Raw genomic sequence first — 22,039 nt, forward strand, 5'->3', positions numbered from 1 at the left:
TCCGGTTCGCCCCACTTAGAGTCGGATCCGGTGAACGACGGCGTTCCCTGTCCGAGGGCGCGCATCACCCCGTTCCACCACCCCACACCTATGACTGATTCACCGGGCACGCCGCCGACGACCACGAAGAGTGCCGCCGCCCCCGACGGGGACCGCGGCAACGGAATCGCGCTGGCCATCATCGCCTCCTGCCAGCTGATGGTGGTCCTCGACATCACCATCGTGAACATCGCGCTCCCGCACATCCAGAGCGCGCTCGACTTCTCGACACAGAACCTGTCGTGGGTGGTCAACGCCTACACCCTCACCTTCGGCGGTCTGCTGCTGCTCGGCGGCCGTCTCGGCGATGTCCTGGGACGGCGCAGGGTCTTCATGTTCGGTGTGGCGCTCTTCGCGCTCGCCTCCCTGCTCTGCGGTTTCGCGCAGGAGTCGTGGCAGCTGCTGGCCGCCCGCGCCATCCAGGGCGTCGGCGGCGCGATCGCCTCCCCGACATCGCTGTCGCTGATCACCACGACGTTCCGTGAAGGGCCCGCGCGCAACAGGGCGTTCGGCGTGTTCGCGGCGGTCTCGGCGGGCGGCAGCGCGATCGGGCTGCTGGCCGGCGGCATCCTGGTGGAGTGGCTGGACTGGCGGTGGATCTTCTTCGTCAACGCGCCGATCGGGCTGGTGATCATCGCCCTGACGCCCCGCTTCATCAAGGAGTCCGAACCGCGCCCCGGTCACTTCGACGTCGTCGGCGCACTCACCGCGACACTGGGCATGGTGTGTCTGGTCTACGGCTTCATCCGGGCCTCCGAGGAGGGCTGGACCAACGGCCTGACGCTCGGGTCCTTCGGCGCCGCCGTGGTGCTCCTGGCCCTCTTCATCGTCATCGAGCGCAATTCGCGGCAGCCGATCACGCCGCTGTGGATGTTCCGTGACCGCAACCGCGCGGGTGTCTACGGGATGATGCTGAGCCTGGCCGCGGCACTGTTCGGCATGTTCTTCTTCCTGACGCTCTTCGTGCAGGAGGTCCTCAACTTCAGCCCGCTCCGGGCCGGTCTCGCCTTTCTCCCGGTGAGTGTGATCATCGCCATCGGTTCGGGCATCGCCTCGCAGCTGCTGCCGCGCTGGGGTCCGAAGCCGTTCATGGTGTCCGGCGCGCTCCTGGCCACCGGGGGTCTCGCGTGGCTGACGCTGACGGACGTGAACAGCACCTATCTGGGCAGCGTGCTCGGGCCGATGCTGATCTTCGGCCTCGGTATGGGCTTCCAGTTCGTGTCGCTGACCCTGATGGCGCTCTCGGGTGTCGAGCAGGAGGAGGCCGGCGCGGCCTCCGGAGTCTTCAACGCGACGCAGCAGGTGGGCGGTTCGCTGGGGCTGTCCATCCTGGTGACGGTGTTCGGCACCGCCAGCAAGGACGAGGCGAAGAGCCAGGTCCCGGACTTCCTGGCGCACGCGACGCCGGCCCAGAAGGCGATGTTCCAGAAGACGGGTTCACTGCCGAAACCGTGGAGCGACGAGGTGCTGGCCCACGGTGTCTCGAACGCGTTCATCGTGGCGGCGGTGTTCGCCGCCGTGTCGGCCGTGATCGCGCTGTTCGTGATCCAGGTACGGGAATCGGACCGCGAACGCCTCCAGGGCGGCATGCCCACGCCGGGCGGCTGATCCCCCGTAACGCTCAGGCGGTGGTGGAGATCAGCCCCAGGGCGAGGATCAGCGCCGTGCCGGCGGTCCTGCGGGTCACCGCGGTCCGCGCGGGCGGATAGGCGCGCGGCACACCCTCGACCAGCATGATCAGGTACAGGTAGCAGCGGTAGAGCGCCATGCGCAGCCGAGCGGAGTGGTCGAAACCGGCGTCCCCGCCACCCGCCCGGTAGCCGGCGAGCAGCGCCGGGTCGTCCTCGGGTTCACCGAACAGATTGAGCGAAGCGAACTCCGCCAGCGGATCGCCCCAGAACATCCGCTCACCGTCGATGACCCCACCGATCCGCCGCTCCCCCGCCTCACCCGTCAGCAGGACGTTGCCCTGCCACAGATCGAAGTGCACGAGCGCGGGCACGGTGACCTCGTCCAGCGCAGGTACGGCGGCCCGTATCAACTCCCGCACGCGCTCCCCGGACACCGGCAACTTGGCTCCGAACCGCTCGGCGTCCGCGAGGACCGCCTCCAGCATCGCGGTGAACGCCTCCCGCCAACTCCCGGCCGTGGCAACGGCCTCGGACGGATACCCGAAGCGCGTACCGGAGACGGTGTGCAACTGGGCGACGTACGAGCCGAGTTCACCCCGCAGCCGCTCGTACTCCGCGTCCCCGATCCCGTTCGCCAGGGCGGACCACGGCTCCCCCGGCACCTCCGTCATCAGCAGCGAGTCCCCCGCGAGCCGCACCACCTCGGGCACGGGCACCGGCACGCCCTCGGCCGACCGGTAGAACTCACCCTCGTTGAGCAGCAGTTCACTCTCGTACGTCAGACGCGGCGCCCCGTCCTCCGGCAGCAGCTTCAGAACCAGCCGCCCGCCGTCGTCCAGCCGCACCCGGTAGAGAGAGTTGTACGTGCCCCCGCCCAACGCCTCGAATCCGTCAACGCCCGCCCGCGCTCCGGCGTCTCGAAGGATCGCGGCAAGCCGGGACGCGGTCAGCGCGGACATGTACGGACCCTTCCGATTCGGCCCTAGAAGAACTCTCCACCGGCCAGGATTGCTTCGACTGCCTGCACCGCTTGTGCCGTGGCCGAGCGTACGTCTTCCGAGGGGTCGTGGACGGCTACCTCTCGCAGAGTGGGGAGAGTGAGCGGATCAGCCGGCCACCCCCAGGCCAGCATCCACACGGCGCCGCGCCTGACAGCCTCACTCTCGTCGTGGCGGGCGCCGTCGTGCAGAGCGTCGCGTGCTTCGTCTGTCGCTTCCGCCGCCCAGAGCCGGAGTGCCTCAAGTCTCAGCTGGGGATTTTGGTCTTCGGCGGCGCGATCGTGGATCAGCGCCCGGGTATCCGGCTGGTCGGGCGAGTGCTCGGCCAAGAGCACCAAGGCGGAGGCGCGAGGGTCCTCACCGGGATCAGCGACAGCACGCTCACGAATCAACGCACCAATCCCCGGATCCTCCGACCAATGCTCACCCAACAACTCCAAAGCGGTGGAACGAGGGTCCTCACCGGGATCAGCGACAGCACGCTCACGAATCAACGCACCAATCCCCGGATCCTCCGACCAGCGCTCACCCAACAACTCCAAAGCGGTGTAGCGGGGAGTCTGGTCCGGGTCCTTGACGGCACGCTCACGAATCAACGCACCAATCCCCGGATCCTCCGACCAATGGTCGGCAAGCAGCCCCAAGGCGATGTAGCGGGGAGTCTCGTCCGGGTCCTTGACGGCACGCTCACGAATCAACGCACCAATCCCCGGATCCTCCGACCAGTGACGAGCCAGCAGCCCCAAGCTCCTGTGACGGGGCATCTCGTGAGGGTCAGCGATGGCACGCTCACGAATCAACGCACCGATCCCCGGATCCTCCGACCAGCGCTCGCTCAGCAACATCAGAGCAGTCGAACGAGGGTATGCCTCGGCGTCGGTGGTGGCACGGTCGCGAATCAACGCAACGATCCCCGGATCCTCCGACCAGTACTCCCCCAGCAACCTCAGAGCAGTCGAACGAGGGCCCCCGTGAGAGTCCGTGGCGGCACGCTCGCAGATCAGGGCCCGGGTCTCCGGCTCAGCCGACCAGTGCTGCGCCAACACCTCCAGGGCAGTGGCGCGAGGGTCCTCATCGGAGTCGGTGGTGGCACGGTCACGAATCAACGCAACGATCCCCGGATCCTCCGACCAGTACTCCCCCAGCAACCTCAGGGCAGTGGCGCGAGGGTATGCCTCGGGGTCGGCGGTGGCACGGTCACGAATCAACGCAACGATCCCCGGATCCTCCGACCAGTACTCCCCCAGCAACCTCAGAGCAGTCGAACGAGGGCTCCCGTGAGGGTCCGTAGTAGCACGCTCGCAGATCAGGACCCGGGTCTCCGGCTCTGCCGACCAGTGCTGCCCCAACAGGTTCAGGGCTTGAACGCGTACGAAGGACTCCGGCGCGAATCTCGCGAGCAGCATGAGGGTTGTAGGAGACCTGTAGAGAGCGCCGGCCACTCTCATGGGCCAGTTGCGGCTCTGCTGGAACTGGCCGGACGCGTGGAACCAGCGCAAGTAGGGCCGGCGCCCGCTCCAGTACTCACTGAAGGTGGTCAGGGCCGGCAGCGCGGCACCGAGTGCACTGTCCGCTCGATACGACGGAAGTACGCTGACTGCTTGGATGAGGGCGTCCACGACAGCGTGGCTCTGCTTGGCAAGGGGGCCGATCTTGCGCACTTCGGCCAGAGCGCGTATCGCCAGCGCCAGCATGCTTTTGTCACCGGTGGGCGACTCACGGTGGAGTTGGAGGAGGCAATCGATCGCCGGGCCGGCGTCCCGATCACTCAGCTGGCCGATCACCAGGAGCAGGACCTCATGCCAAGAGGGGTCTGCCGCACGGGCCTTGAAGATCTCGTCGATGAGCTGATCCCGGCTCCATTCGCGGTCTTCCTTGTACCGATGGGCGATGTCGGCGGCGGCGAGGTATTCGAGGAATGCGCGGTGAACGAATCCGTAGACCTCGCCGCCATAGCGGCTGAGGATGAAGTTCCTTGTCCGGAGCCGCTCCACCATGGCGCGTGCCGCCGCTTTGGCCTGCATCGGGGGAAGTTCGTAGTTCCGCAGGTAGTCGCGGAGGACGGTCTCCAGTTCCCAGCCGTGGATGTGGTTGCCGGCGATGCCGCTGCTGCCGTTCTGCATGGAGCGCGCCAACAGGCGGAGCAATTCGTGGAGTTCTTCGGGGTCAAGGACTTCCCAGGCTTCCGAGCCGGGTTGTCCCTTGAGGTGCTTGACGTCCTGGTCCAGGTGCGCGACGAGGACCGTCACCGCGTGCCGGTACACACCCTGACGGTCTCGTGGCAGGGTCTGGCGGCGTCCGATGATGGCCAGGATCGTCAGGAGCAGCGGGTTGCCCGCCAGTTCACGTACAGGCCGGGAGTGGGATACGGCGTCGGTGACCCGTCGTACCAGCTGGGCGGCCTGGGTTCTGTCGTTGGGGCAGGCGGTGGCATACCAGAGCCGGGCGAACTCGGCGATCTGCTGCTCGGTCAGGTCTTGCAGCATGTGGTGCTTGAAGTCCGCGCCGTCCAGGGTCGCCCGCTGGTAACCGATGACGCGTGAGGTGACGACTACGCGGGTGTCCGGGTAACGGTCGGTGAAGGCGGCGATGCGCCGTGCGGTCTCCGCTCGTACGCGCGGATCGAACAGTTCGTCCAGACCGTCGAAGACGACCAACGCCTTTCCGCACCGAAGGCGCTCCTTCAGCACGCCGGCCGGGACCGACATTCCCTCAGTGGCGTGCAGATGCTCCAGGAAGTCTTCGAACGTTCGCTCGCGCCAGCGCTCCTCCGCGTAGAGGCGGAGTTCGATGACCTGCGGCAGCCACCCCTTCAGGGCGGCCAAGGGGCCTTGTGGCTCCGCGCCGGTCAGGGTCAGTGCGAGATAGCGGGCAAGGGTGGACTTCCCCGCCCCTGGGTCCCCCAGGAGCACCACTCGCCTGACGTGCGGGTCGGCAACGACCTCCAGTACGTCCACGGGCGGGCGCTGACGGTATGCCTCGTGTATCCGTTGGAGCCGGGCTGGATCGGTCCCCGGTGGAAGGTCGCCGCTCTCCGGCAACTCGCCTTGTTCCACCAGCCGCTTCATCAGCTCGCGGGGCAACTCGACCTGCGGCGGGTCCGCCCGCACCCAAGGAGCGACGAAGACCTCGCGCAACTCCACCGCCGGATGCTCGTTCTGCTCCGACAGCGGCGTCAGGACCTCCAGGTCCAGCCGCCCGTAGCTCGTGCGGACCCGACCCGCGTACGCTTCCACCGCCGCCTGCGCCTCTTCCGGCGTGATCTCGGCCGGTTCCGGCGCATGTACGTGCAGCTCACCGATCACACCGCTGTTGGCCACGCCACCGTTCGTTGCCCGCGCGTCCCCGGTACCCGCGGCCTGAACGGTCGGCTTCTTCCCCAACACCACTGCCCGAGCTCCCTAGTTGAGCTGGATACCGCTGTTCGCCCCGCTGCCGTCACCGTCCGCCTCGGCGTCACCGGTGTCCGTGGCACTCGCCTGGACCGGACCGCCCGGACCGGTTCGCGTGATTCCGGTGTTGGACGTGCCGCCGCGCCGCACCGTGTTCTTGCCGGTCCGTGTGACACGGAAGCTGCTCGGCTGCTGTTCCGCGCCGCCGATGAGAGCGAAGACGAGTCCGACGACGCCCACAGACGCTCCTACGACACTGGCGACCCCATCCGCCGTCCCGAGGTCCACCACCACCCAGACCACGACCATCGCCACGATCAACGCGCACGAACCAACGATCAGCGCTGTTCTCTGCCATCCCCGCATGGGCGAATTCTTACCCAATACACGCCGTATGTCTGGCTGTTGAGGGACTACCACCCACGCAGTGCGTCCAGCACCCGTTCGAGAAGTACGGCGTCGGCCAGCTCCTCGGCGGCGGCCTCCGGGGACAGGAGCGGGGCGGGAGCGGGCAACGGCAGTTCCGCCCAGACCACTTTGCCGCCTGCCCGTGGCCGACAGACACCCCACCGTGTCGTCAGCGCTTCCACAAGAAGCAGACCGCGCCCTCCTTCGGCATCCGCCTCCAGATGCCTCACCTCGGGGACGCCCGGCGCGTCGTCCCACACCTCGACATACAGGCTCGGCCCGGCGATCCGAAGCTGTAGGGCCACCAGCCCCGTCGCACGGACGGCGTTCGTGACCAGTTCGGACGCCACCAGCAGTGCGTCGTCCATGACGCATGCCGCTTCCCATGAACGCAGCGTGGCCACCGCGAAATCCCTCGCACGGCACACGGCCTCGGGTACGGCCACAAGTACGAGCCGGTCCCCGGCGCACTGGCGCGACACGGCGCTACGCCCCGGCCACGAGAGACGTGTCCAGCGCGTACACACGTGCCTCGACGCCGAATTCGAACCGATCGAGCAGGGCGTCGCGCAGCCGGCCGCTCTCGCCGAGGTGGGAGAGCGACGGCACCACCACCAGGCGCGCACCGGTGTAACTCAGGGCCTCGACCATCTCGTTGAAGGCGTCGAGTGCTCCACAGACGAACTCGTGGTAAATCGCGACGAGTTGAAATCCACGCTCCTCGGCGAAGCACTTCATGTCGCGCTCCTGCGCGTACGCCGCACGTTCCGCCGCGTCCGAGAGGACGCGCAGATATCCGTAGGCCATGCGTGAAGCTTCTGTCCGGGAGTTCATGACGTTCTCCTCCGGTGAGGGCGTGCCCGTCGGGGTGGGCGCATCGGCGCGACGCATCCCGCGAGAGCCCAGGCAGCCGCAGCACCCGGGCCCATTTCGGTAACCGTTGGTCATGGGATGACCACTGCGAGTACTATGCGCAGTGCGGTGCTCGAAGTGTCAAGTCACCACTTCCAGGAGTCGCAGTAGAACTTGGTCGCCACCATGTTCGAACGGCACACTTGGCCTGCGTAAATAAGTGAGGGAGGCGCATCCGCGTGCCTATCAACAGCAACCCGACGATCCGTCAGAGGCGCTTGGCACGGCTGCTTCGCGAGCTGCGGACGGCTGCGGGCCTGACGCATGCGGACGCGTGCCAGGTACTCGAATCAGCCTCGTCCAAACTGGGCCGGATCGAGAACGCCCAGTCCAACATCCGACTCCCGGACCTGCGGGCCCTGTTGGACGCGTACGGCGTCACCGATCCGGCCGAGCGGCGCGAGATCGAGCTCCTGTCACGTGAGTCCAAGAAGAAGGGCTGGTGGTCGCGGTACGCCCAGACCGTCGATTCCGCCTATGCCGCGTACGTCGCCGTCGAGTGGGACGCGACCAAGCTCTACAACGTGCAGACCAGTCTGATTCCCGGCCTGCTGCAAATCCCCGAGTACACCCGCGCGGTGATCGAATTGCAGATCCCTGACGCTACGGATGAGCAGATGGAGACACTGCTCGACGTACGGAGCGAACGTCGGGGCATCCTCAGCCGTGAGGATCCCCTCCAGCTGTGGGTGATCATCGCGGAAAGTGCGCTGCATCATCGCGTCGGCGGCGCCACCACGATGAAGTCCCAGCTGGAGAGCCTGGTCGAGGCCAGTCACGAGCCGCACATCCAGCTCCAAGTGCTGCCGCGTGAAGACCCCATGAACGCCTGCCTGTTCGGCCCGTTCGTCATCATGGGTTTCCCGACATCGGCAGAGACCGACATCATCTACACCGAGTCGCCCACGAGTACGGTGTACTACGAAGAGGCAGCCGACGTGGAGACGTACACAACGCTGTTCAGGCGGCTCAACGTAGCCGCCGCGAACGCCAGTCAGTCGCGGAAGCTCATCAAGGACGCAATAAGGGAAATGGAATAGACGATGAAGCCGTACAGGGGGGCTGCTCCGGCAGCGGGACTGTCATGGATAAGGTCCTCGCACTCCGGCGCCAATGGAGACTGCGTGGAAGTCGCCGCCCTGCCCGACGGCAGCCGCCTCCTGCGCGACAGCAAGCGGCCCCACAGCCCCGCCATCGCGCTCGGGGCGGGGCTGTTCGACGCCTTCGTGCGCTCCGTCACCACCGGTGGGTTCGCCGCGCGGTAGCCATCGGTGATGGCCTACACCCCCGCCAGCACCTTCCGCAGCACCTCCGCGAACTCCCCCGGCGCCTCGATGAACCCGCCGTGCCCGCCCGGGAATTCGGCCGGACGGGAGCCGAGGCGGTCGGCCAGTTCCATCGAGGTGCGGTACGTCACAAGCCCGCCGGACGTCGCGCCGACGCCGATCACGACGCGGGCCGGGCCGGCCTTCAGCGCCTCGATGTCGGGCAGGTAGCGGGCGGTGCCCCGCAGTTCGTGGCCGAGGAAGCGCGCCCCGTCCGCCATGTCCTGGGCGGAGGGCTCGGCGGGCGGCTCGGCCGGGGCGCCGGATTCGGCGCCGGTGTCCAGTCCGGCGAAGACCATGAACTTCGCGAACGCCGGCCCGGGGCCCTCCCGGTGGAACGTCCCGACGATGTCGTCCGTCTCCGCGAGCCGCTCGTCCGCGTCGGGCAGCAGCCCCAGCACGGGCGGTTCGTGCGCGACGAGGGTCCGCACCCGCGCCGGGTGCCGTACGGCCAGCGCGAGGCCGGTCACGGCGCCGCCGCTGCTGCCGAAGACATCGGCCGTCCCGGCGCCGAGGTCGTCCAGGATCGCGGCGAGGTCGTCGGCCCGCAGTTCGGGGGTGGAGTCCTGGGCGGGGTCGTCCAGCGTGCTGCCGGAGATGCCCCGGGGGTCGTGGGTGACGACGGTGTACCCGTCGGCGAGCGCGTCGGCCAGCGGCGCGAAGTGCGCGGCGCTCATGGGCGCGCCCGTGACGACCAGCACGGGGCCGGAGCCCCGTACTTCGTAGTGCAGGTGCGCGCCGGGGACGTCGAGTGTGCGGGTGGTGACCATGGTGGTGCCGTCCTTGCGTAGAACCTCGCGGGGGTCACTTTCGGTCGGTGACGTAGGTATGACGCCCGGACGGGCCGAAACTCATCGGTCGGACCCCGGGAATGGCCGGGGCCGTCCGGTGGTCGAGACCGGGCCCCGGCCGCCGGGTCCCGGCGGCTACTCCCCGGCGAACGCCCTCCGCAGTCCCATGTTGGACGTCAGGATCCCGCCGTCCACCGGCAGCGACACCCCCGTGATCCAGGCCGCGTCCGACGACGCCAGGAACGCCACCGCCGACGCGATGTCGTCCGGCCGCCCCACCCTGCCCATCGGATAGTGCGGCGCCGCGCGTTCCAGGACGTTCTCGCGGCCCTGCCAGGCGTCCGTGTGGATCGTGCCGGGCACGACGATGTTGACGCGGACGCCGCGCGGTGCCGCGTGGCCCGCCAGGGTGCGGGTCAGGCTCGCGAGGCCCGCCTTGGCCGCGCTGTAGGCGTGGTTGCCGAAGTTCTGCTCGCCGTTGACCGAGCCGATGTTCACGATCGCGCCGCGCCCCGACTCCGCCAGGTGCGGCAGCGCCGCCCGCGCGCAGCGGAAGGCCCCGGTCAGGGTGAGATCGAGGTCACGGGCCCAGTGTTCGTCCGGTTCGTCCTCGAAGAGCGGCGCGTCCGGTGTGCAGGAGTACGCGTTGTTGACCAGGACGTCGAGCGAGCCGAACCGCTCGACCGCGTACGCCACGGCCGCCTCGACCGACGCGCGGTCGCCCACGTCGCACGCCAGCGACGAAGCCCCGTCGATCAACTCGGCCGCCCGCGCGGCCCGTTCACCGTCCACGTCCGTGATCAGGACCCGCGCGCCCTCGGCGGCCAGCCGCCGGGATATCGCCTCGCCGATGCCGCGCCCGGCCGCGGTGACCAGCACACCGTGATTCTCGAATCGCCTCATACGACGATCATGCGGCCGACCTGACGGCGCGCACCAGGGCCTGGGCCCGGGGGTCCGCGGTCACTCCCTTCCGCATCCCGTTGGTGACGTAGCCGAAGGCGATGCCCGACTCGGGGTCGGCGAAGCCGAGCGAGCCGCCGCTCCCCGGGTGTCCGAAGGAGCCGGGGCCCAGCAGCGGCGCGCCCGCGCCGTGCAGCATGAAGCCGAGGCCGAAGCGGGTGCCGACGACCAGCACCCGGTCGGGGCCGGCCGATTCCTCGGTGCGGGCGAGGGTCAGCGTCGCGGGGGCGAACAGCCGCTCGCCGCCCCGGTAGCCGGGGCCGGGGCCGTCGACCGGGCCGATCATCGCCGCGTAACAGCGCGCCAGCGCACGCGCGGTGGAGATGCCGCCGCTCGCGGGCATCTCGGCGGCGCGGTAGGCGGCGCTGTTGAGGTCCGGCAGCGGATCGATCGCGCCGAACGCCCGCCGGGTGAGCGATTCCGGGTCCTTGTACGCCTCGGCGACCGAGCGCTTCACCCGCAGCCGCAGCTCACCACCGGCACCGGCGGGCTCCTCGATGCGGCCGATCCGGCCCACCCGGTGCGCCTCTTCGGGGGGCAGCCCGATCCAGAAGTCCAGGCCGAGGGGTCGGGCGATCTCGTCGGCGATCCAGCGGCCGACGGAGCGCCCGGTGACGCGTCTCACCAGCTCGGCGACGAGCCAGCCGTAGGTGTAGGCGTGGTAGCCGTGGTCGGTGCCCGGCTCCCAGACGGGCCGCTGCGCGGCGAGGGCGTGGGCGCCCGACTCGCCGTCGAGCGCTTCGGCGGGGCCGAGCGGCCGGTCGAGCACGGGTACGCCCGCGCGGTGCGACAACAGGTGCCGTACGAGCACCCGTTCCTTGCCGGCCGCCTTGAACTCGGGCCAGTACGTGCCCACCGGAGCGTCCAGGTCGATGCGCCCGCGCTGGTGCAGCAGCAGCGGTACGGCGGCGGCGACGCCCTTCGTGGCGGAGTGGACGATCTGCGCGGTGTCCACGGCCCACGGCTCCGTGCCGTCGACATCGCGCGTGCCGGCCCACAGGTCGACGACCTTGTGCCCGTCGCGGTACACGGCGACGGCGGCGCCCCGCTCGCCGCGTTCCCGGAAGTTGCGTACGAAGGCGTCCTTGACGGGTTCGAAGCCCGCGGCCACCGTGCCCTGGACGTCAGCGACGCCTACGATCCCGCTCATCCCTCCATGGTGCACGGTCCGTGGCGCCGGCAGAGCCACCGGGGGCTACCGCCCCACGACCGACTTCGGGTCGAAACCGAACGGCAACTCCAGCCGGTGCGCGCCCATCAACTCCGCGTCGCCGAGCAGGTCGCGCGTCGGCCCGTCCGCCGCGATGACGCCCTCGCTGAGGATCACCGCGCGCGGGCACAGCTCCAGCGCGTACGGCAGGTCGTGGGTGACCATCAGGACGGTGACGTCCAACGCCCGCAGGATGTCGGCGAGTTCACGGCGGGACGCCGGATCGAGGTTGGACGAGGGCTCGTCGAGTACGAGGATCTCCGGCTCCATCGCCAGGACCGTCGCGACGGCGACCCGGCGGCGCTGGCCGAAGGAGAGGTGGTGCGGCGGCCGGTCCGCGTAGCCGGCCATGCCGACTTTGGTGAGCGCGGCGGCGACCCTGGCCTCCAGTTCGGGACCGCGCAGTCCGGACGTGGCGGGGCCGAAGGCGACGTCCTCGCGCACCGTGGGCATGAACAGCTGGTCGTCGGGGTCCTGGAAGACGATGCCGACGCGGCGGCGTATCTCGGCGAGGTGCTTCTTTGCGACGGGCAGCCCGGCAACGGTGACGGACCCGGCGCCCGCCGTGTGGATGCCGTTGAGGTGCAGGACGAGGGTGGTCTTCCCGGCGCCGTTGGGCCCGAGCAGGGCGACGCGCTCGCCGCGCGCGACGGTCAGGTCGACGCCGAAGAGGGCCTGGTGGCCGTCGGGGTACGCGTAGGCGAGCCCGCTTACCTCCAGAGAGGGCGGCGGCTGCGGCTGTTCCTGCGACTGCGTGCTCATAGCGTCCAGCCAAGCAGACAGACCACGAGCGCCGAGAGCGGGAGCGCGGCGGCGGACGTCCACTGCGCGCGGGACGCCGTCATCTCGTCGATGACGGGCATCGTGCCCGTGTAGCCGCGGCTCATCATCGCCAGGTGCACCCGCTCGCCGCGTTCGTAGGAGCGGATGAACAGCGCTCCGGCGGATTTGCCGAGCACACCCCAGTGCCGTACGCCGCGCGCCTCGAACCCGCGTGAGCGGCGGGCGATCGACATCCGGCGCAGCTCGTCGGTGATCACGTCGCCGTAGCGGATCATGAACGTCGCGATCTGGACGAGCATCGGCGGGAGCCTGAGCCGTTGCAGCCCCAGCAGCAGGGCGCGCAGTTCGGTGGTGGAGGCGAGGAGTACGGAGGCGGCGACGCCCAGCGTGCCCTTGGCCAGCACGTTCCAGGCGCCCCACAGCCCGGGGACGCTCAACGACAGGCCGAGGAACCGGACTTGGTCGCCGGGCACCACGAACGGCATGAGGAGGGCGAAGGCCACGAACGGGACCTCGATCAGCATCCGGCGCAGCAGGAACCCGGCCGGGACGCGGGCGAGCGCGGCGACGGCGGCGAGCAGCACCGCGTACAGGGCGAAGGCCCACACGGCCTCGCGCGGGGTGGAGACCACGACGAGCACGAAGCACAGGACGGCGGCGAGTTTGCAGTGCGGCGGCAGCGCGTGGACCGGCGAGTTCCCCTGCCGGTAGAGCTTGTGGGCGTGGCCCGCCCCCATGTCAGGCCCGCTCGGCGGTGGACGGGGCGGACGTGCTCCGCGTCGTACGGCGGCGGTGGACCACGTAGAAGATCCCGCTGCCGACGACGACCGTGGCGCCGACACCGATGACGCCCGCGAGACCGCCGGAGAGCCGGGCGTTGGAGATGTCCCCGACGCCGTAGTCGGCGAGGGGCGAGTCGGCGGCGGCGTGCTCCTCGACCTTCTTGTCGAAGCCCTTGTCGGCGGCGACCTTCTCCAGGCCGTCGGGGCTGGCTGAGGCGTAGAAGGAGACGACGCCGGCCAGCAGGAGGGCCGTGCCGAGGCCGGCCGCCAGGAGCCCGCGCGGCGAGCGCGAGGCGCCCGGCGCGGCCGTGGGTACGGCGGCGGGCGCGGGCGCGTCGACCAGTTCGCCGTTCACCCGCAGCTTGAGCGGCGCGGCGAGCCCGCGCGCCCCGTGGACCAGGTCCGGGCGTACGGCGATGACAGCGCCCACCGTCAGCGCCGTGATGGCCGCCTCGCCGATGCCGATGAGGACGTGCACGCCGACCATCGCGGTGAGCATCTTGCCGATCGGTACGTCGGTGGTCCCGCCGATCGCGTAGAGCAGGGTGAAGGCCGCGGCGGAGGCCGGCACGGAGACCAGCGCGGCGACGAACGCGGACCCGGTCACCGAATGGCGCCCTCGCGGCAGGACCCGGAGCAGGGCCCGGAAGATCCCGTACGAGACGAGCACCGTCACGACGCCCATGACCGTGATGTTCACGCCGAGCGCGGTGAGTCCGCCGTCGGCGAAGAGGATGCCCTGCATGAGCAGGACGACGGCGATGCAGAGGACCCCGGTGAAGGGGCCGACGAGTATCGCCGCCAGCGCCCCGCCGAGCAGATGCCCGCTGGTGCCTGCGGCGACGGGGAAGTTCAGCATCTGTACGGCGAAGACGAAGGCCGCGACGAGGCCCGCGAGGGGCGCGGTGCGCTCCGCTCCGTGACCCTCGGCGAGGGGTCCGTCGCCCAGCTCGCGGCGGGCGCCGCGGAGGCTGACCGCCACGGCCCCGGCGGCGACGACGCCGGCGGCGGCCGACACCGGCAGGTTGATCATTCCGTCGGGGACATGCATGGGCGGGCTCCGCTTCCGGCAGGCGTGGTGAACCGCTCGAAGTGAACCGTTCGACTAGATAGTCCTCTCTTGCGAACGAGTTGCAAGAGCGCCGCCCATGCGAATCGGCGTACGGACACCGAACGGCACGGAAAGTTTGTGGATTCCGGCACACTCGGCGTTAAATGTCTGACAAAAGATATCTTGTGCTGTAAAGCACCTCATACCGCACCGCATATCGCGTCGAAGACCGCCGCAGAGGAGCGAAGCGATGCCAGCCGTCGTCGAGCAGCCCGCCAAGGTCCGCCTCATCACGGACGCCCCCCACCACGGATGCCTCTCGGTCACCCTCCGCTACGACAGCGCCGACCCTCTGGCCGTACGCGTCGCCTTCCCCGCCGAGGTGTCGCGCGACGACGACGAGGTGGTGTGGGCCTTCGCCCGCGAGCTACTCGAAGCGGGCCTGCGTACGCCGTCCGGCGACGGCGACGTACGCGTCTGGCCCTGCGGCCGGGCGCAGACGATGCTCGAATTCCACTCACCGGACGGCGTGGCACTGATCCAGTTCGACACCGCCGCGCTGCGCCGGTTCCTGCGCCTGACACACCAGACGGTCCCGGCCGGCGAGGAGCGCTACCCTCTGCGCGCCAAGCGCGGCCTGGACCGCCTGCTGCACAACTCCTAGATCACGTCACCCGGGGTCTCCCCGGGTGCGCCTCAGACCCGCACCAGCTCCTTCTCCTGGCCGGGCCCGGCGTCCGGCCCGGGGCCCGACCCCGTCCCGCCGGACTCCTTCTCCAGCATCTTCCGGAGCTGCTCGCCCTCCACGTCCACGTTGGGCAGCAGCCGGTCCAGCCAGCGCGGCAGCCACCACGCCTTGTCGCCGAGCAGCGCGAGCACCGCCGGGACAATGGCCATCCGGACCACGAACGCGTCGAAGAAGACCGCGATGGCGAGCGAGAAGCCGATCATCTTGATCATGGACTCGCCGGAGCCGATGAAGCCCGCGAAGACCGCCATCATGATCACCGCGGCGGCGGTGACGACCCGCGCCCCGTGCCGGAAGCCGGTGACGATCGCCTGGCCGGGCCGCTCCCCGTGGACGTACGCCTCGCGCATCCGGGTGACCAGGAAGACCTCGTAGTCCATGGCGAGACCGAAGACCACACCCACCATGAAGATCGGCATCATCGACATGACGGGACCGGTCTGCTCCACACCGAACAGACCCGAGAGCCAGCCCCACTGGAAGACCGCGACCACCGCGCCGAGCGCGGCGACTACCGACAGCAGGAACCCGAGGGCCGCCTTGAGCGGTACCAGGACCGACCGGAAGACGAGCATCAGCAGCAGGAACGCCAGGCCCACGACGAGCGCGAGATAGGGCAGCAGCGCGTCGTTCATCTTCTCGGAGAAGTCGGTGTTCATCGCGGTGGCGCCGGTGACCAGCACCTTCGCCTCGCTGTCGGAGGCGATCTCGCCGCCCGCGTCGCGGATGGCGTGGACCAGGTTCTCCGTCTCCACCGACGAGGGACGGTCCTTCGGGACGACCGTGATCGTCGCCGTGTCGCCGGCCTTGTTGTACGTGGCCGGGGTGACGGCCGCGACGCCCTTCAGATCCTCCACCGCGTCGGTGACGCGTCCGGCGGTCTGCTTGGCGTTGTCGTCGCCCTTGCCGTCCACGACGACCATCAGCGGCCCGTTGAAGCCGGGGCCGAAGCCGTCGGACAGCATGTCGTACGCCTTGCGCTGCGTGGTGCTCGTCGGCTGCGACCCGTCGTCGGGCAGGCCCATCTCCAGCGAGCTCGCCGGTACGGCGATGATGCCGAGGCCCACGACTCCGGCGAGGAGTACGGCGACGGGGCGGCGCAGCACGAAGCGGGCCCAGCGGGTGCCCATGTTGGGCCTGCCCTCGGCCACCTTGCCGTCGGCGGACGCCGCCCGCTCCCGGTCGTGCCGCTCGCGCACCTTCCTGCCCTGTACGCGCCTGCCCGCGTATCCCAGCATGGCCGGGACGAGCGTGAGCGCGACGAGGACGGCGATGACGACCGTACCGGCGGCGGCGACGCCCATCTTGGTGAGCATCGGGATGTTGACGACGGAGAGCCCGACGAGCGCGATGACGACGGTGAGCCCCGCGAAGACGACCGCGGATCCCGCCGTCCCGGCCGCCCGCCCGGCGGCCTCCTCGGGTTCACGCCCGTCCGTCAGCTCCGCCCGGTAGCGGGAGACGATGAACAGGGCGTAGTCGATGCCGACGGCGAGGCCGATCATCATCGCGAGGATGCTGGTGGTGGAGCCGAGGTCCATCACACTGGCCAGCGCCGTGATGGACGAGACACCGATCCCGACACCGATGAGCGCGGTCAGCAGGGGCAGCCCGGCGGCGATCAGCGAACCGAAGGTGATGACGAGGACGACGGCGGCGACGGAGACACCGATGACCTCGGTGGCCCCGGTCTCCGGAACGGCCTGGAGCGCGTCCCCGCCGATCTCGACCGTCAGGCCCGCGTCCCGCGCGCCGGCCCCGGTCTCCTCCAGCGCCGTGCGGGTCTCCTCGGTCAGCTCCATCGAGCTGACCTTGTACGTGACGGACACGTAGGCCGTCGAGCCGTCCTGCGAGACGGCCTTGGCCGTGTACGGGTCGGTGACCCGCGCGATCTGGTCCGAGCCGGCCGGCAGCTCGTCGACGATCTTCTCGACCTCGGCCTTGTTGGCGGCGGAGGTCATCTTCTCGCCGTCCGGCGCCTTGAAGACGACACGGGCCGTCGCTCCGTCGGCGCTGCCGCCGGGGAAGCGCTCCTCCAGCAGGTCGAAGGCCTTCTGGGCCTCCGTCCCCGGAATGGAGAAGGAGCTGGAGGTCGCGGTGGACGCGGACGCGGCGCCGACGCCGGCCAGGGCCAGCAGCGCCACCCATACGAGGGCGACGAGATGTCGGCGCCGGAAGGCGAACCGTCCGAGTTTGTAGAGGAACGTGGCCACGAGGCGTACTCCCGGTCTGGGGGTGGGTCAGGGCATGGGGAGCCGACCGACGGCGCGAGAGCGACACGCGTGCGGTGCTGGGTACTGCTGGGGAACCCCGGAGATGGGCGAGCGGCCCAGGGAGGCGGAGCTGCGGTGCTGCGGGGAGGGTCAGACGCCGAGGGCGGGGAGGATCACGGCGTCGATGTAGTCGCCGAGGAACGCCTGGTCGACAGAGCGGTCCTCGATGAGCTGCCGGGCGACGAAGGCGCCGACCAGCATGTGTGTGACGTACTTCAGCGCGGGCTGGTCCGCACTGATCTCGCCCCGGTCCACGGCGCGGCGCAGGAACACGCTCAGCCCGTTCAGCTCGGGCTCGATGAGGAGTTCCCGCAGGGCGAGATGGAGATCGGGGTTGGTATGGACGGCATGGACCAGACCCCGCATCAGCGCGGAGTCCCGTTCCATCTGGCAGTCGTCGGCCAGCGAGACCATGGCGTGGAAGTCCCCACGCAGCGAGCCGGTGTCGATCTGCGCGACATCGGCCGGCTTGTTGTGCCGCATGGCTCGTGCGACGAGCTCCGGCTTGCTCCCCCACTGGCGGTAGAGGGTGGCCTTGCTGGAGTGGGTACGACCGGCGACGGCGTCCATGGTGAGGGCGTCGTAGCCGACTTCGCGCAGGAGGTCGAGCACGGCTGAGTACAACTCGCTCTCGCGCTCCGGCGTGAGTCTGGTGCGTGCCATGGCCGACCCCCCCTCAAGGAATCGAAGGACCGAACGAAACGGTTTCGTACAGTACGAAGATAACCCCACCCTCATCGAAACGGCAACGTTTCGCTTGTGGGCTCCACCACATCCCCCACACAGACGACCGAGCAGCCGCCGAACACATCCGGCCAACTGACTTGTGCCCACGAGTTGCCCCACCCCTCCCGCGCGGAAAGCATTGGGGGGTGAGTGACGACGTCGCGTATCTCCGCTATCCGCACCTGCACGACGACTTGCTGTGCTTCGCCGCCGAGGACGATCTCTGGGTCGCGCCCCTGTCGTCGGCCAAGCACCGCCCGGACCGCGCGTGGCGGGTGACCGTCGACAGGACCAGAGTGGGACACCCGCGGTTCTCGCCCGACGGCAGCCAGATCGCGTACACGACCTGGCGCAGCCTCGATCCCGAGATCCATCTGGCACCGGTGGCCGGCGGCCCGGCCCGCCGGCTCAGCTACTGGGGCTCCACCGACACCCGCGTCTGCGGCTGGACGCCGCCGGACAAGGACGGCTCGGCGCAGATCCTCGCCGTCTCCTCGCACGGGCAGCCGTTCTCGTACTACTCCTGGGCCTACAGCGTCCCCACCGACGGCTCCCCCGGCGGCAAACTCCCCTGGGGGCCGGTGGCCGACATAGCGGTCACCGACATCGGGGGCGAGCGGCGCACCCTGCTGCTGACCGGAAAGCCGCCGCACGAGCCCGCCGCCTGGAAGCGGTACCGGGGCGGGGCCACGGGCCGGCTGTGGCTGCACGGCGAGCGGCTGCTGGAGGACCTGCCCGGCCATCTGGACTGCCCGATGTTCGTCGACGGGCGCATCGCCTTCCTCTCCGACCACGAGGGCGTCGGAAACCTCTACTCGACGCTCCCCGACGGCACCGACCTGCGCCGGCACACCGACCACGACGCGTTCTACGCCCGCCACGCGTCCTCCGACGGACGCCGGATCGTCTACCAGTGCGCGGGAGACCTGTGGCTGGTGGACTCGCTGGCGCCCGACTCGGTGCCGCGCAAGCTGTCGGTACGGCTCGGCGGCCCGCGCGCCGGCCGGCGCACCTACCAGGTCCCGGCCGCCCACCACGTCGACTCGATCTCCGTGGACACCACGGGCCGGGCCAGCGCCGTCAACGTACGCGGCAGCCTGTACTGGCTCACCCACCGCGACGGCCCGGCCCGCACGATCACCGACACCCCGGGGGTACGGGTCCGGCTCCCCGAGATGCTGGGCAGCGGCGGCAAGGTCGCCTACGTCACCGACGCGGACGGCGAGGACGCGATCGAGATCGCCTATCTGCCCCGCGCGAGCGGCGACCTGCCGCCGGTGCGGCTCGCCTCCGGGCGGCTGGGGCGGGTGCACGAACTGATCGCCGACCCGGACGGCGAACGGCTGGCACTGACGACGCACGACGGAAGACTGCTGATACTGACGGTTCCCGACGACTCGCCGGACGAGGCGACGTCGGAGCCGGCCGCGGCGGACTCGGCCGAGCCAGGTGCGCAGGATGCGCCGGAGGACGTCACCGAGGACGTCACCGAACTCATCCGCTCCGTCAACGGCCCCGTCACCGACCTCGCGTTCTCCCCCGACGGCGACTGGATCGCCTGGTCCCACCCCGGCGTCGGCCGCTCGCTGCGCCAGATCAAGATGGCGCGGATCGCCGACCGTACGATCGTCGACGTCACCAACGGCCGCTTCGAGGACGAGAATCCGGTCTTCACACGGGACGGCCGATATCTCGCCTTTCTTTCCTGGCGCGGATTCGACCCCGTGTACGACGTGCACACCGGCGACCTCTCCTTCCCGCTGGGCTGCCGCCCCTATCTCGTACCGCTGTCGTCGGCGACGCCCTCGCCGTTCGCGCTGTCCCCGGACGGACGGCCGGCCGCGGGCGGACTCGACCCGCTGACGGCCGTCGTGTCCGACGGCGCCGGCGTCCCGGACGGGGCGGTGACGGTCGAGGTGGAAGGGCTCGCGAGCCGCGTCACGCCGTTCCCCGTCTCCGCGTCCAAGTACTCGGCACTGCAACCCGTCAGCGGCGGCGGCCTGGTCTGGCTGCGCTGGCCGATCTCCGGCGCGCTCGGCGAGACGTTCGTCAACCCCGCCGACACCTCGGGCCGGCCGACGCTCGAACACTTCGACATCACCAAGGCGCGCAAGAGCGAACTCGTCGACCACCTCGACTGGTTCGCGATCAGCCGGGACGGCTCACGGCTCGTGGTCGTGGACGACGACGACCTGCGCGCCGTGCCCGCCAACGAGCCCGGCGACGGCGACTCGACCGTCCGTCTCGACCTGCGCCGCATCCTGCACGAGGTCGACCCCGCGGCCGAGTGGCGCCAGGCGTACGGGGAGGCGGGCCGGATCATCCGCGCGTACTTCTGGGAGCCGCAGATGTGCGGCATCGACTGGGACGCGGTGCTCGACCAGTACCGCCCGCTGGTCGAACGCGTCGCGACGCCCGACGAGTTCGCCGATCTGCTGCGCGAGGCGCTGGGCGAACTGGGCACCTCGCACGCCTATGTCACCCCCGCCCGCCGCAACGAGGGACCGCCGCACTACCAGCGCGCCATCGGCCTGCTGGGCGCCAACCTCGTCTGCCGGGACGGCGAATGGCTCGTCAAGCGGATCCTGCCCGGTGAGTCCTCGGACTCCAAGGCCCGCTCCCCGCTGGCCGGTACGGGCATCCGCGAGGGCGCCGTCCTCACCCATGTCGACGGCCGGCCCGTCGACCCGGTGACCGGCCCCGCGCCGCTGCTGTCCGCCGCCGGGGGTACGACGGTCGAGCTGACCTTCCGGCCCGCCGAGGACCTGTCGACGGCCAACGGCGCGGCGGGGAACGGCGGTTCACGGCGCGTGGCGATCGTCCCGCTCATCGACGAACGCCCCTTGCGCTACCAGGACTGGGTGGCCAAACGCCGCGAGGTCGTCCGCGAGATGAGCGGCGGCAGGTGCGGCTATCTCCACATCCCCGACATGGGCGGCTCCGGCTGGGCGCAGTTCAACCGCGATCTGCGACTGGAGGTGTCCAGGCCCGGACTGATCGTGGACGTACGCGGAAACGCGGGCGGACACATCAGCGAACTCGTCGTGGAGAAGCTGACCCGGCGCATCCTCGGCTGGGACCTGACCCGCAACGCGCAGGCGGTCAGTTACGCCTCCAACGCCCCGCGCGGTCCCGTGGTCGCGATCGCGGACGAGGCCACCTCCTCCGACGGTGACATGATCACCGCCGCGTTCCGGCTGCTGAAGCTGGGCCCGGTGGTCGGACAGCGCACCTGGGGCGGTGTGGTCGGCATGACCGGCAGGCACCGGCTGGTCGACGGCACGGTGATCACGGTGCCGATGAACGCGGCCTGGTTCGACACGTACGGCTGGTCGGTCGAGAACCACGGCGTGGAGCCGGACATCGAGGCGCTGCGCACACCGCTGGACTGGGCGGAGGGGCGGCACGCGCAACTGGACGACGCGGTGTGGGTGGCACTGGAGTTGCTGGCGAAGCAGCCGGCTGCGACGCCCCCGGACTACACGAACGTCCCCGACCGCCGCCGCCCCGCGCTACCGCCGCGAAGCTGATCCCCGCCGACCGGCATTCTTCGACCGGACCCGCCCGGTGGCCGGTTCGTCCTCAATCGCCGGACGGGCTTATCAAGCCCGCCCGGCGATTGAGGACACGACACGCAGCCCGCCCGGCGATTGAGGGCACGACACGCAGCCCGCCCGGCGATTGAGGACACCCGCACCCCCGGCCCGCACACGGAAGCGCACCTGGTGCACAGGTCACCAGGTGCGCTCCGGCTCGGACTACCCGCTCACGCGTCGTAGTTGTCGTCGAACCGGTCCCGCGCGTCCTGCGCCCGCTGCCGCGCCCGCGCCTGCTCGTCCCGCTTCCCGTCCTCGTCCCGCGACGAACGGTCCGCGTCGTCCTTCTTGTCGTTCATCTTCTTCTTCGCCTGGTCGGCGAGCTCCTGCGACTTGTCCTTGAACTGGTCCGCGATGCCCATGGGTGTTCACTCCTGGAAGTCCGGTGAGGCCCGTGGCTGAGTGCCGGGC

The 22,039-nt window shown here is 70.0% G+C and carries 19 protein-coding genes; 5 read left to right on the forward strand and 14 right to left on the reverse strand.

Features of this window, described 5'->3' with window-relative positions; translation table 11 throughout:
• Positions 1–90: 90 nt before the first annotated feature.
• On the forward strand, positions 91–1,647 hold the full coding sequence (locus GXP76_RS21515) for an MFS transporter (RefSeq protein WP_242573210.1): 1,557 nt from the start codon (positions 91–93) through the stop codon (positions 1,645–1,647).
• Positions 1,648–1,660: 13 nt separating this feature from the next.
• Here the strand turns inward: GXP76_RS21515 and GXP76_RS21520 are convergent, their stop codons facing one another.
• The 5 genes from GXP76_RS21520 to GXP76_RS21540 are packed head-to-tail and all read right to left on the reverse strand — an operon-like array spanning position 1,661 to position 7,302.
• On the reverse strand, positions 1,661–2,629 hold the full coding sequence (locus tag GXP76_RS21520; protein WP_242573211.1) for a phosphotransferase family protein: 969 nt from the start codon (positions 2,627–2,629) through the stop codon (positions 1,661–1,663).
• 23 nt (positions 2,630–2,652) lie between these two features.
• Complete coding sequence (locus tag GXP76_RS21525) at positions 2,653–6,057, reverse strand: HEAT repeat domain-containing protein (protein WP_242573212.1); 3,405 nt, start codon at positions 6,055–6,057, stop codon at positions 2,653–2,655.
• Positions 6,058–6,069: 12 nt separating this feature from the next.
• Positions 6,070–6,426 carry a hypothetical protein gene (locus GXP76_RS21530; RefSeq protein WP_242573213.1) on the reverse strand — a complete coding sequence of 119 codons (357 nt, stop codon included), beginning with the start codon at positions 6,424–6,426 and terminating at the stop codon, positions 6,070–6,072.
• Positions 6,427–6,473: 47 nt separating this feature from the next.
• The gene (locus tag GXP76_RS21535; RefSeq protein ID WP_308354188.1) at positions 6,474–6,995 is read right to left on the reverse strand and encodes an ATP-binding protein; all 522 of its coding nucleotides are present in this window, start codon (positions 6,993–6,995) and stop codon (positions 6,474–6,476) included.
• Positions 6,955–7,302, reverse strand: coding sequence for a recombinase family protein (locus tag GXP76_RS21540; RefSeq protein WP_242573215.1), 348 nt, complete (start codon positions 7,300–7,302; stop codon positions 6,955–6,957). Before GXP76_RS21540 ends, GXP76_RS21535 begins: the two co-directional genes overlap by 41 nt.
• A gap of 257 nt (positions 7,303–7,559) precedes the next feature.
• Between GXP76_RS21540 and GXP76_RS21545 the strand changes: the two genes are divergently transcribed.
• Both GXP76_RS21545 and GXP76_RS35680 read left to right on the forward strand, forming a co-directional pair.
• Positions 7,560–8,420 carry a helix-turn-helix transcriptional regulator gene (locus tag GXP76_RS21545; protein ID WP_242573216.1) on the forward strand — a complete coding sequence of 287 codons (861 nt, stop codon included), beginning with the start codon at positions 7,560–7,562 and terminating at the stop codon, positions 8,418–8,420.
• Between the two features lie 3 nt (positions 8,421–8,423).
• Positions 8,424–8,645, forward strand: a complete 222-nt coding sequence (locus GXP76_RS35680; RefSeq protein WP_277993657.1) for a DUF397 domain-containing protein — start codon at positions 8,424–8,426, stop codon at positions 8,643–8,645.
• A 14-nt stretch (positions 8,646–8,659) separates the two neighbouring features.
• On the opposite strand, the gene GXP76_RS21555 is transcribed toward GXP76_RS35680, so the two are convergent.
• From GXP76_RS21555 to GXP76_RS21580, 6 genes are all read right to left on the reverse strand, one after another.
• On the reverse strand, positions 8,660–9,475 hold the full coding sequence (locus GXP76_RS21555; protein ID WP_242573218.1) for an alpha/beta fold hydrolase: 816 nt from the start codon (positions 9,473–9,475) through the stop codon (positions 8,660–8,662).
• 156 nt (positions 9,476–9,631) lie between these two features.
• Complete coding sequence (locus tag GXP76_RS21560; protein WP_242573219.1) at positions 9,632–10,399, reverse strand: SDR family NAD(P)-dependent oxidoreductase; 768 nt, start codon at positions 10,397–10,399, stop codon at positions 9,632–9,634.
• Between the two features lie 7 nt (positions 10,400–10,406).
• The gene (locus GXP76_RS21565; RefSeq protein WP_242573220.1) at positions 10,407–11,609 is read right to left on the reverse strand and encodes a serine hydrolase domain-containing protein; all 1,203 of its coding nucleotides are present in this window, start codon (positions 11,607–11,609) and stop codon (positions 10,407–10,409) included.
• 45 nt (positions 11,610–11,654) lie between these two features.
• Entirely contained in the window at positions 11,655–12,431 is a 777-nt protein-coding gene (locus GXP76_RS21570; RefSeq protein ID WP_242573221.1) for an energy-coupling factor ABC transporter ATP-binding protein, read from the reverse strand.
• Positions 12,428–13,189, reverse strand: a complete 762-nt coding sequence (gene cbiQ / locus GXP76_RS21575) for a cobalt ECF transporter T component CbiQ (RefSeq protein ID WP_242573222.1) — start codon at positions 13,187–13,189, stop codon at positions 12,428–12,430. The genes GXP76_RS21570 and cbiQ overlap by 4 nt, the downstream gene beginning before the upstream one ends.
• Position 13,190: 1 nt before the next feature.
• Entirely contained in the window at positions 13,191–14,285 is a 1,095-nt protein-coding gene (locus GXP76_RS21580; RefSeq protein ID WP_242573223.1) for an energy-coupling factor ABC transporter permease, read from the reverse strand.
• Positions 14,286–14,535: 250 nt separating this feature from the next.
• On the opposite strand from GXP76_RS21580, the gene GXP76_RS21585 reads away from it, so the two are divergent.
• Complete coding sequence (locus GXP76_RS21585) at positions 14,536–14,949, forward strand: SsgA family sporulation/cell division regulator (RefSeq protein ID WP_242573224.1); 414 nt, start codon at positions 14,536–14,538, stop codon at positions 14,947–14,949.
• A 32-nt stretch (positions 14,950–14,981) separates the two neighbouring features.
• Here the strand turns inward: GXP76_RS21585 and GXP76_RS21590 are convergent, their stop codons facing one another.
• Together GXP76_RS21590 and GXP76_RS21595 are read right to left on the reverse strand one after the other, a co-directional pair.
• Complete coding sequence (locus tag GXP76_RS21590; protein ID WP_242573225.1) at positions 14,982–17,246, reverse strand: MMPL family transporter; 2,265 nt, start codon at positions 17,244–17,246, stop codon at positions 14,982–14,984.
• Between the two features lie 150 nt (positions 17,247–17,396).
• Positions 17,397–17,969: a TetR/AcrR family transcriptional regulator gene (locus GXP76_RS21595; protein WP_242573226.1), complete on the reverse strand. Its 573-nt coding sequence runs from the start codon at positions 17,967–17,969 to the stop codon at positions 17,397–17,399.
• 209 nt (positions 17,970–18,178) lie between these two features.
• Between GXP76_RS21595 and GXP76_RS21600 the strand changes: the two genes are divergently transcribed.
• On the forward strand, positions 18,179–21,562 hold the full coding sequence (locus GXP76_RS21600; RefSeq protein ID WP_242573227.1) for a S41 family peptidase: 3,384 nt from the start codon (positions 18,179–18,181) through the stop codon (positions 21,560–21,562).
• A gap of 236 nt (positions 21,563–21,798) precedes the next feature.
• On the opposite strand, the gene GXP76_RS21605 is transcribed toward GXP76_RS21600, so the two are convergent.
• Positions 21,799–21,990 (reverse strand): hypothetical protein, encoded by a 192-nt coding sequence (locus GXP76_RS21605; protein WP_242573228.1) that lies wholly within the window; start codon positions 21,988–21,990, stop codon positions 21,799–21,801.
• Between the last annotated feature and the right edge of the window lie 49 nt (positions 21,991–22,039).

The organism is Streptomyces sp. NP-1717, assembly GCF_022695985.1.
In the GTDB taxonomy this organism is placed as follows: Bacteria; Actinomycetota; Actinomycetes; order Streptomycetales; family Streptomycetaceae; genus Streptomyces.